General features: G+C 65.1%; 11 protein-coding genes. 6 read left to right on the top strand and 5 right to left on the bottom strand.

Going from position 1 to position 10135, the window contains the following annotated elements:
• Window positions 1–583, top strand: a 583-nt coding sequence (locus B4400_RS06495) for a hemophore-related protein (RefSeq protein WP_286151530.1), incomplete at its 5' end; no start/stop codon positions are given.
• A gap of 84 nt (window positions 584–667) precedes the next feature.
• Here the strand turns inward: B4400_RS06495 and B4400_RS24835 are convergent.
• The 5 genes from B4400_RS24835 to B4400_RS06475 form a co-directional block, all read right to left on the bottom strand.
• On the bottom strand, window positions 668–793 hold the full coding sequence (locus B4400_RS24835; protein ID WP_286142055.1) for a hypothetical protein: 126 nt from the start codon (window positions 791–793) through the stop codon (window positions 668–670).
• 77 nt (window positions 794–870) lie between these two features.
• Window positions 871–1272 (bottom strand): DUF3054 domain-containing protein, encoded by a 402-nt coding sequence (locus B4400_RS06490; RefSeq protein ID WP_078307062.1) that lies wholly within the window; start codon window positions 1270–1272, stop codon window positions 871–873.
• A gap of 30 nt (window positions 1273–1302) precedes the next feature.
• Entirely contained in the window at window positions 1303–1854 is a 552-nt protein-coding gene (locus B4400_RS06485; protein WP_078307064.1) for a YceI family protein, read from the bottom strand.
• A gap of 55 nt (window positions 1855–1909) precedes the next feature.
• The gene (locus B4400_RS06480) at window positions 1910–3073 is read right to left on the bottom strand and encodes a lysylphosphatidylglycerol synthase transmembrane domain-containing protein (RefSeq protein WP_139360170.1); all 1164 of its coding nucleotides are present in this window, start codon (window positions 3071–3073) and stop codon (window positions 1910–1912) included.
• Window positions 3074–3145: 72 nt separating this feature from the next.
• Window positions 3146–4669, bottom strand: a complete 1524-nt coding sequence (locus tag B4400_RS06475) for an adenylate/guanylate cyclase domain-containing protein (protein WP_078307068.1) — start codon at window positions 4667–4669, stop codon at window positions 3146–3148.
• A gap of 142 nt (window positions 4670–4811) precedes the next feature.
• Here B4400_RS06475 and B4400_RS06470 point away from each other — a divergent pair, with 142 nt between their 5' ends.
• The 5 genes from B4400_RS06470 (at window position 4812) to B4400_RS06450 (ending at window position 10134) form a co-directional block, all read left to right on the top strand.
• Complete coding sequence (locus tag B4400_RS06470) at window positions 4812–5690, top strand: alpha/beta fold hydrolase (protein WP_078307070.1); 879 nt, start codon at window positions 4812–4814, stop codon at window positions 5688–5690.
• Between the two features lie 21 nt (window positions 5691–5711).
• The gene (locus B4400_RS06465; protein ID WP_078307072.1) at window positions 5712–6911 is read left to right on the top strand and encodes an AI-2E family transporter; all 1200 of its coding nucleotides are present in this window, start codon (window positions 5712–5714) and stop codon (window positions 6909–6911) included.
• A 9-nt stretch (window positions 6912–6920) separates the two neighbouring features.
• Window positions 6921–8096, top strand: coding sequence for a MacS family sensor histidine kinase (macS, locus tag B4400_RS06460; RefSeq protein ID WP_078307074.1), 1176 nt, complete (start codon window positions 6921–6923; stop codon window positions 8094–8096).
• 41 nt (window positions 8097–8137) lie between these two features.
• The gene (locus B4400_RS06455; RefSeq protein WP_078307399.1) at window positions 8138–8770 is read left to right on the top strand and encodes a response regulator; all 633 of its coding nucleotides are present in this window, start codon (window positions 8138–8140) and stop codon (window positions 8768–8770) included.
• 506 nt (window positions 8771–9276) lie between these two features.
• Window positions 9277–10134 carry an MlaE family ABC transporter permease gene (locus tag B4400_RS06450; RefSeq protein WP_139360162.1) on the top strand — a complete coding sequence of 286 codons (858 nt, stop codon included), beginning with the start codon at window positions 9277–9279 and terminating at the stop codon, window positions 10132–10134.
• The last annotated feature ends 1 nt before the right edge of the window (window position 10135 follow it).

The raw sequence follows: 10135 nt of genomic DNA, 5'->3' as shown, positions 1-10135 counted from the left end.
AAACGCCGCCGCACCCGCTGCGGCGACGGTGACTCCGGCCACACCCACACCGGACGGATGCCAGGCCAGCAAGATGACCAAGACCGTCGGCAACGTGGTGCAGAACGCGGCGGGTTACCTGGAGCAGCATCCGGACGTCGATGCGGCCTTCACCGAGATCAAGGCGGCCCCGCAGGACCAGATTGCCGCCAAGACGCAGAGTTACCTGGTGTCGCGGCCCGACGTGGCCGGTTCACTCGGTGGCATCGCCGCACCGTTGAATGACCTGCGCACCAAGTGCGGTCTGCCGCTGGACCTGGCCCAGGTGGTCAACGGTGGCGGACTGAACCCCGCCGCGATGGGGGTAAACCCCGCGCTGCTGACCGCGCTCTCGCAGAACCCGGCCGCCCAGCAGGTGGCACAGAACCCGGCTGCGCAGGCTCTCGTGCAGAACCCGGCCGTGCAGTCCGCCATCCAGAACCAGGTACCGGCTGCCACCTTCCCGCAGGGACCCGGGCCCGCGCCCGGACCGGCGCCCGCGGTCACCGCTCCGGCTCCGGCTGGCCCGGTGGGTACGGGCCCCGCGCCCGGTCCGCGCGTCTAAGGACATATACACAACTCGAGTGCGAGTCTGGCGCGGATCTTCCAGGAGATTTCCGCGCGAGGCTCGCACTCGGCGTTTGAGGGGCTAGCGGGTCAGGGCTTCTGAGCCTGCCGCCGGGGCGATATCGTCATGACGGTTGAGGTACCGCACAGAAAGCAGTACTGCGGCATAACCGGCGAGGGGTACCAGCACGGCGGCGAGACCTTCCATGCAGCCAGCTTGCGCGGGCCCTGGGCGTTTACCCAAGCGCGTTGACGAGATCCTGACGGCAGCCCGCTGTTTCTTGACTAGCTATCGGTCGTATTGATCAGCCGCTTCGCGATGACCCGCCACCCCAGCAGGAACAAGGCGGTCACCACCGACGCGACGATGACGAAGCTGAACGCCACACCTTGATTACTCAACCTGCGCAGGATCATCCCGAACGCGACGGTGCAGACCCACACCACGACCCCGGTCCGGGTCACCGATGTCGGGCGCGACCATCCCCGGCTCAGCAGCCAGCCGACACCGGCCCCGGACAGAAACGGCCATGCCGTCTCCCACACGCCGACCAGCGTGATGCCCTCGGCATGGCTGCGGCGGCCGATGGTGCAGAAGACCACGACGCCGATGACATCCAGTACGAGTGAAAGCAGTACGGATGTCACCGGCGTCTGGGGTGACGAATTCTGTTGCACGCTCGGCATTCCCCGACCGTAGCCGGTGCCGCGCGGGCATCAGTTGGAGGGTGCCTCCGGGTGACCGGCCTCGATGTTGAAGGTCAGCGTGACCTTGTCGCCGACCAGTCCGGCTCCGCCGGTGACGCCGAAGTCGTTGCGGTTGACCTCGGTCTTGGCCTCGAAGCCCGCGACGCTGCCGCCCTGCGCACCGGGACCGACACCCTCTAGCGAGAGGTTCAGCGAGACCGGCTCGGTGACACCGTGCAGCGTCAGCTCGCCGTCGACGATGTAGTCGTTTCCGCCCGCCTCTGGATTGGCACGGACGGAGGTGGACCGGTAGGTGGCGGTGGGGTGGTTCTCGGTGTCGAAGAAGTCGGCCGACCGCAGGTGACCGTCGCGCTGGTCGTTGCGGGTGCTGACCGAGGTCACGTCGATGGTGGCCGATACCGAGGGTGTGCCGTCTTCGGCGACGGTGATTTCACCGTTGAAGTCGGTAAACGAGCCGCGAACCTTCGAGACACCCAGATGGCGTACGGAGAAGGTGATATCCGAGTGAACCGGGTCGATGGTCCAGGTTCCGGCGGCGAGAACGGGGGCGGTGGTGGTCATGAATGCTCCTCAAAGTTGGGGTGAGACATTCATGCCAACCGGACTATGGTCCGCTTTATTTCGGGGGATCGGAAGAATTTTTTGGCGGACCGTCAGACCGGGCGTTGGCCCCGGGTTCGGGCTCCTTGGCGGGGTTCGGGGTGGCGTCGGGGTCGATCTGGCTCTCGTTGCGGAAGAGGAAGAAGAAGATGACCCAGCCGATCGCCGAGATGAAGATCCAGCTCACGACGCGGTAGATGAGCATCGCGGAGATCGCGTCGGGCAGCGTCATCCCCGAGGACACCAGGCCGGGAACCAGAAGGGCCTCGACCACGAGCAGTCCACCCGGCATGAGCGGAAGCGAGCCGGCGGCACGGGCCGCGGCGTAAGCGACCATGACGCCGACCAGTGAGGGCCGACTGCCCACGGCGTAGGCCGCGAAGGCCAGGCAGGCCACATCGGCGATCCAGTTGAACAGGGACCAGCCGAAGGCCTCGCCGAGGGCGCGGCGAGTCAGCGTCACCGCCTCCATCTGTTTGAGGATCTCGCGCCAGCGCGCGACTCCCATCATCGGCGGCTTGCCGCGGAGGTCATTGACCCAGCGCAGGACCCGTACGCCGATGCCGTCGAGCATCTCCGGCCGGGATGCCACCGCCTGCGCCAGGACCAGGATGGCCAACAATCCGCCGATGCTGAAGATCAGCGAGAACGGGTTGGTCTTGGCGCCCAAGAGGAATGCTCCGCCGAGGCCCAAAATCGCCAACCCCACCGCCTGCAGTACGCCGGACATCACCAACTGCCAGGACGCGACTACCGGGGTGGCACCCCATAGCCGCTGCTGGCGATAGATGAAGGTGGCCGAAAGCACGGGGCCGCCGGGCAGAGTGGTGCTCAGCGCGTTCCCGGCGTAGTAGGCGGCCTCGGAGCGCCACTGGCGTATCTTCACGCCCGCTGAACGCAGCAGTGTCCGCTGGATCTGGGCGAAGCTGTGCAGGGAGGCCATGGCGGCCAGCACTGCCGCCAGCACCCACCAGGGGTTAGCGGCCTTCAGGCTCTGCCAGGCGGATGCCAGCTGGTCGGAGACGAATCCGATCTCCACCGCGAGCACGATCGCGAGCACGACGAGAATCGCCCACCGCAACCACCAGTACTTTCCCCGCTGCTTGATGACGGGTTGTGGCGCTGTGTCCGCCTCGGGGTCATCGGGGCAGGAGCCCGGGCCGCTGCACTCGGGCGGCATATCGCCGCCGGAGGTACGGTCAGGGTCATCGGGCACGGGCACCACAGTAACGGCGCGGACAAGCCACTTCTTTCAGGTTCCCGCAGGCCACGCCAGGTGTGTCGCCCTGGTGCGGCCCCGGAGCAGCACAGAGTCGCCGTGATCCCAGTGTTTTTGTTCATCGGGATCGGCGAAATACAGCGCGTTGGTGGACGCGAGCAGCCGACTGGGACGGTGTTTTGCCAGTTCGGTAAGTCGCGACGCCTCGTTCACCGGGTCGCCGATCACCGAATACTCGTAGCGTTCGGGTGCACCGACGTTCCCGGCGACGGCAAGCCCGGCCGATACCCCGATCGCGAATTCGAACGGATGCGGGAAATCCTCCGTGAGCCGGTCACGTAACTCGCGTGCGGCGGCCAGGCATGCCGTGGTGGCATCCGGGCGATGCAGCGGAGCGCCGAAGACGGACAGCGCCTCGTCTCCGACGAATTTGTTGACGAAGCCTCCGCGGCTGTCAACGACCTCCACCACGATGCGGAAGAAGTCGTTGAGAATCGTCAGCACTTCCTCGGGGGCGCGATCGGCGGCCATCGAGGTTGACCCGATCATGTCGACGAAGAACACTGCGACATAACGATTTTCGCCGCCTAGGTTGGTGCCCAGTTGCAGCGCCTGACTGGCCACGTCGGCGCCCACGTGTTTACCGAACAGCTCGCGCAGCTGCCGGCGTTCCTCGCCCACCTGCATCATCCGGTTGAACCCGGCCTGTAGAACACCCAGCTCGCTGCCGTCGTAGACATCGACACGCGCATCGAAGTTGCCCTGCGCGACATCGGTGATGGCGGAGCGCAGCTGGCGTACCGGGTCGGCCAGCTGTCCGGCGGTCAGCAGCGCGAGGCCATAGCTGGCGACCAGGGTGGTCGAGACAATGAGAAGGACGGTGAGCGCAAGGCCGCGAGTCGAGGTCAAATCATCGGGCTTCCAGAGGGCCATGCCGCATAGAGCGATGATCCCGATCGCCGGCGCCAGGGTGCCGATCCACCAGCTGAGCCGGACTCGCACGAACACCGAGGGTGCGAAGCGGCCGTGAAACTCGCTGGCGCTCAAAGCCTTTGCTGCGATTGGTCGCAGGATGCGTTCGCCGAGCAGATAAGTCAGGCCAAAGCTGCCCGTCGCGGATTGCAGACAGCCGATGATGGTGGCCAGGGTCCATTTGGAGTCGTGGGCGGCGCCGATGGCGATGAAGACGGCCGCACCGATGGCCCACCCGCCGAGATGGACCAGCGATTGCTGCAGGGGCGCGGTCAATGCGGTGCGCAGCTCCAGGGCCGTCGGTGGCCCGCCCCGGCAATACCAGCGGGCGAGGCGATGCTCCATGTGCAGGGCCCAGCCGACGCTCGTCACCACCATGAGGCCGAACAGCGCCCAGAACAAGGGCGGGCCGTTCTCGAAGACCCAGTCGTGGGGTGGCTGTTTGAAGGGCATCCAGTGGCGCAGGAAGTAGAACAACAGCAGCAGAGTCGCGGAGTTGATGCCGACCATCGAGGCCACGAACACGGTCCACCGGGGGCCCAGCACATGCATGGCCCGAAACCATTCGCGCAGCCGTTCCATCACCTAGGTATTCCGATCGGTCTACTTCACTTGTACGCTTCTTTGTCCGCTATGACGAAGCATGCCAGTTCATGCAGGTATTACGGATGCGTATGTGGCGGCTGCGGTCGTGCCACGGAACCTACTGCGCGGTAGGGTTCGGTCCATGACCCAGCGCAGCATGCCGGTCCTCGAAGGAGTGGACCACCAGTACGTACAGGCAGGGGACGTGAAGATTCACGTCGCCGTTGCCGGACCGCAGGATGGACGCCCCGTGGTGCTCTTGCACGGCTGGCCCGAGAACTGGTGGATGTGGCACAAGGTCATTCCCGCCCTGGCTGCTGCCGGATACCGGGTGCACGCCATGGATCTGCGCGGGGCGGGCTGGAGCGAGGTCACTGCGACGGGCTATGAGAAGGAGCAGTTTGCCTCCGATGTACTGGCCGCGGCCGACGCGCTGGGGCTCGAGTCCTTCGACCTGGTCGGACACGACTGGGGCGGCTGGACCGCGCAGCTGGTGGCCCTGAAGGCGCCCTCGCGGATCCGGCGGCTGGCCATCCTCAACATCCCGCCGGTATGGCAGGAGCCGGGCCGCGTTGCCCGGCACGCCCACAAGCTGGCCTATCAGCTGGTGGTGGGAGCCCCGGTAGTCGGGCCCCTCTCACACCTGTCGCCGACCCTGTGGTGGTTCATCCGCCGCAGTGGAATGCCCAAGGACTCGGTGGACTTCTTCCGTGGCTGTTTCCGTGATCGCGATCGCCGGGTGGCGGGATCCAAGATCTACCGATCCATGGTCGGCAAGGAATTCGCCAAACTCGCGCGTGGCCCCTATGACGAGCAGAAACTCGCCATGCCGGTGCGGGTGCTGTTCGGGCTCGACGATGTGGCGGTGCATCCGTCGCTGCTCGATGGCTTCACCGACCACGCCGACGACTTGAACATCACGGAGGTGCCCAACTGCGGTCACTTCATCGTCGACGAGCAGCCAGAGCTTGTCGTGAAGTGGCTGACCGAGGTGCTGGCCGAGCCCGCGCCGAAGGGATAGTTGCTGGGTTAGGCTCGCCGCATGACGCATGCTGACGCTGCCGAATCGGTTCATCCGTATGTGCGCAAGGGGGCGGCGTGGGCTTGGCGCCTGCTGGTGCTGCTTGCCTTCGGGCTTACCTTTCTGTGGTTGTTCTGGCACCTCAAGACGATCACCATCCCGCTGTTGCTCGCCTTGATGGGCTCTGCCCTGTTGGTTCCAACAGTCAATTACCTGCAGCGGCATAAGGTTCCGCGCTCGCTGGCGGTCGTCGTGGTTCTGCTGACCGGTACCGCCGCGGTCGGCGGGATCCTGACCTTCGTGGTGGACCAGTTCATCAAGGGCCTGCCAGACCTGTCGGCGCAGCTGACCAACAGCATTGAGTCGCTCAAAAACTGGGCGATTCACAGCCGGTTCCACATCAGCGAGGAGCAGATCAGCAAGGCGGGGGACGCGCTGGTCAATACCATCAAGGACAACCAGGGCCGGGTCACCAGCGGGGCGCTGGCCACGGCCACCACGGTCACCGAGATCATCACCGGCGCCGTGCTGACGTTGTTCACCATCATCTTCTTCCTCTACGGCGGAAAGGAGATCTGGGAGTTCGTTACCCGGATCTTCCCGACGGCGGTGCGGCCACGTGTGCGCCGCGCCGGTGCGCTGGGCTTCGGTTCGCTGATCGGCTACGTGCGTGCCACCGTGGCGGTGGCACTGGTCGACGCCATCGGCATCGGGGTGGGCCTCGCGGCTTTCAGTGTGCCGCTGGCGCTTCCCCTGGCCTCGCTGGTGTTCCTAGGAGCGTTTATCCCGATCATCGGTGCGGCGATCTCCGGATTTGTGGCGGTTTTCATCGCCCTGATTACCAAGGGCGCCTTCACCGCCGCCATGATCCTGGTCATCGTCATTGTGGTGATGCAGGTGGAAGGCCATGTGCTGCAACCGCTCATCATGGGCCATGCGGTGCAGATCCACGCGTTGGCCGTGGTGCTGTCCATCGCCGCCGGCGGCGTGCTGGGTGGAATCATCGGCGCACTGTTGGCGGTGCCGACGGTCGCGGTGCTCAATACCGCCATCCGTGCCCTCATCGAGCCCGAGGATTCCGACGATCCGTATCTGGTTGAGGGAGAAGAGGAAGCCGAGATCTTCGACCCGGAGATGGTGCCGGCCAATGGCCCCCCGGCGGTCGGTGCCGGTCCGGGCAACGGAGTACCGGAATTGGGCCCGGCCCCACCCAAGGACTGATGAATTCACATGGCATCCGGAAACGGAACCGTCCCGCGCTGGGTGAGCGGTAACGATCCGACGGCATCGTTGTGGCGTGCCGCGCAGGTGTTCCGCTTGGCGAGTTTTGGGTATGCGCTGTTGGCCTCACAGCTGGCGTCCTACACCCACTACGAGCGACAAACGCTGAGCTGGGCGCTGTATGCCGGCATGGCGATATGGACCGGGTTTGCAGCGGTCGCTCTGTCGCGCAACTGGTTCCGCCGCTGGCAGATAGTGCTCTGCGATCAGGTGATCGTGATCGCGCTGATGCTCGCCGGGCGACTGGTCGTTGATGTGCAGTGGTACAGCGGGCATCAGACCCTGCCGACCACGCTGTGGGTGGCCAACGCCGTGGTCTCCATGGGTCTGTTGCGCGGACAGCTCGCCGGTGTCATATCCGGTTTCGTCCTCGCCGCGATCAGCATCGCGGCGCGCGGGTTACCCGTCAGCGCGCTATGGCTCGACGCCACGATGCCGGCGTTGGTGGTGGTGGGGCTCGCGATTGGGGCCGCATCAACCACCGCGAAGCGCACCTTCCATGAACTGCGGCGGGCGGAACGTGCGGCCGCGGCGGCGATCGAACGTGAACGGCTCGCGCGTCAAGTGCACGACGGGGTGCTTCAGGTGTTGTCGTATGTGAAGCGGCGGGGCACCGAGATCGGTGGTCCGACCGCAGAGCTGGCCGCCATCGCCGGTGAACAGGAAGTGGCGCTCCGGGAGCTGATTTCGGGTGCGACCCCGACGATGCTCGCCGATGACGAATTGGTTGATCTGCGCCCGCTCCTGCGCACTCAGGCCAGTACCACGGTCTCGGTGTCCGCGCCGGGCTCGCCGGTGCTCATCGGCCAGCACATGGCCAGCGAGCTGGCTGCTGTGGTACGCAGCGCACTGTCCAACGTGGCACTGCACGCCGGGCAGGAGGCGCACGCGTACGTGCTCATCGAAGATCTGGAGGACTCGGTGGTCGTGACCGTCCGCGATGACGGCAGTGGCATCGCGGACGGCAGGCTGGATCAGGCAGAGCGTGAGGGGCGGATGGGGGTGTCCCGGTCGATTCTGGGCCGGGTGGCTGATCTCGGCGGGGCCGTCCTGCTGGAGACGGCGCCGGGCGCGGGCACTGAATGGGAGATCACGGTGCCCAAGTCTCAGGAGGTGGGGGTATGACCGATTATCCGGAAAGCACTGACGACGAACAGATTTCGGTGATGGTGGTCGATGACCATCCCATGTGGCGCGATGGGGTTTCCCGTGACCTACAGGCGGCGGGACTGCGGGTGGTCGCCACTGCCGACGGGGTCGCCTCGTCCGGCCGGATCGCCGCGACGGTGAAACCCGATGTAGTGCTGATGGATATGCAGCTGACCGACGGCGACGGTGCACAGGCCACCGCTGCGGTGCTGGCGGTGTCCCCGGGTAGCCATATCTTGGTGTTGTCGGCCTCCGCCGAACGCGAGGATGTACTGGAAGCGGTGAAAGCCGGCGCCACGGGTTACCTGGTCAAGAGTGCGTCCGCCACCGAGCTCATCGACGCGGTGAAGGCAACAGCCAAGGGCCAGGCTGTGTTCACGCCCGGTCTGGCAGGTCTGGTGCTCGGGGAGTTTCGGCGTATGTCGAGTGCGCCGACGACGGAGACCGACGACACGCCGCGGCTCTCCGAACGGGAAACCGAGGTACTGCGGCTGGTGGCAAAGGGATTGAGCGCCAAGCAGATCGCCACACGGCTGTCGCTGAGCCATCGCACTGTCGAGAATCATGTGCAGTCCACGCTGCGCAAGCTCCAGCTGGGCAACCGAGTGGAGCTGACGCGGTACGCCATCGAACACGGATTGGACGAATAGGGGGCTCCGGCTTTCTGTCCCCTCATCGGAAGCGCCGGTGACGCACCCTTCCAGCAAATATTGATAGATCGACGATGACGGTCGGCGCAGCTCCCGGAACCGCGTTTGTGACTCACAACGCGATGGCCCGCGCTGCGCACCTCTAGCGACCAGCCACGGGTGATCTGCTCATCGACCGAGTCTGTGAGCGGGCGCTCAGATTGTCATGCCATGCGAAAAATGCTTTTCGACAATGTAATTCGAACGGCTATGCGCAGGCTTTCGGAACACGCTCGGCTAACCGGGACGCCCGAATTGTGACCCACAGCACAGTATACCGATCGGTGTGATTTAGGATATGACCAACTGTTAAATTAACGCTTCATCATCTAGCGTCAACGCACATTGGCGCCGCAGCCCTTGGCGCCCAGCGAATACCGGGTCAACGAGGAGTCTGGAATGCGTGGTGCGACGATTCGTGCGTCTGGTCCCACTGGACGAGGGGTGGCGCCGCGCCAGTGTCGGCCGTGAGTGCACCGGAAGCCGGAGTGGCCACTGGAGACGGCGTCGCGGCAATCGAGGATTGGGCTACCGGGTACGTCAGGCGTCACCCGCTGGAATCCTTGAGCACTGTCGGTGAGCAGTTCATGGTGGGCGTGCGCACCATTCAGTGGTTCTTCATCGACCTGTTCAGCGGGCAGTTCCAGTGGCAGGAGTTTGTTCGGCAGGGTGCCTTCCAAGCCGCGACGGCCGTAACTCCGGTCATCCTGGTGACCCTGCCGATTGGTGTCACGCTGTCGATCCAGTTCGCGCTGCTTGCAGGTCAAGTGGGTGCGACTTCCTTGGCGGGTGCCGCTAGCGGCATCGCGATCATCCGGCAGGCCGCCTCCTTGGTGGCCGCGGTGCTGATGGCCTCGGCCGTGGGTTCGGCCATTACCGCCGACTTGGGCTCGCGCACCATGCGTGAGGAGACCGACGCCATGGAGGTCATGGGTGTCTCGGTGATCCGGCGTCTGGTGGTGCCCCGGTTCGCGGCCGCCATCATGATCGCCGTCGCGCTCACGGGAATCGTCTGCTTCGTCGGGTTTCTGGGCGCCTACCTGTTCAATGTCTATTGGCAGAACGGTGCACCGGGCAGCTTCGTGTCGACGTTCGCTTCCTTCGCCACACCTGGCGACATGATCCTGGCCGTACTCAAGGCGATCATCTACGGCGCCATCGTGGCGGTGGTGGCCTGCCAGAAGGGTCTGTCCACCAAGGGCGGCCCGATCGGTGTTGCCAACTCCGTCAACGCGGCGGTCGTGGAATCGATCTTGCTGTTGATGATCGTGAATGTCGCCATCAGCCAGCTGTACATCATGCTCTTTCCGCGGACGGGGTTATGAC

This window comes from Mycobacterium sp. D16Q13 (assembly GCF_002013375.1).
GTDB lineage: Bacteria > Actinomycetota > Actinomycetes > Mycobacteriales > Mycobacteriaceae > Mycobacterium.
The sequence above is the reverse complement of the archived record's forward strand: the minus strand, read 5'-3'. Positions and strand labels throughout refer to the sequence as shown.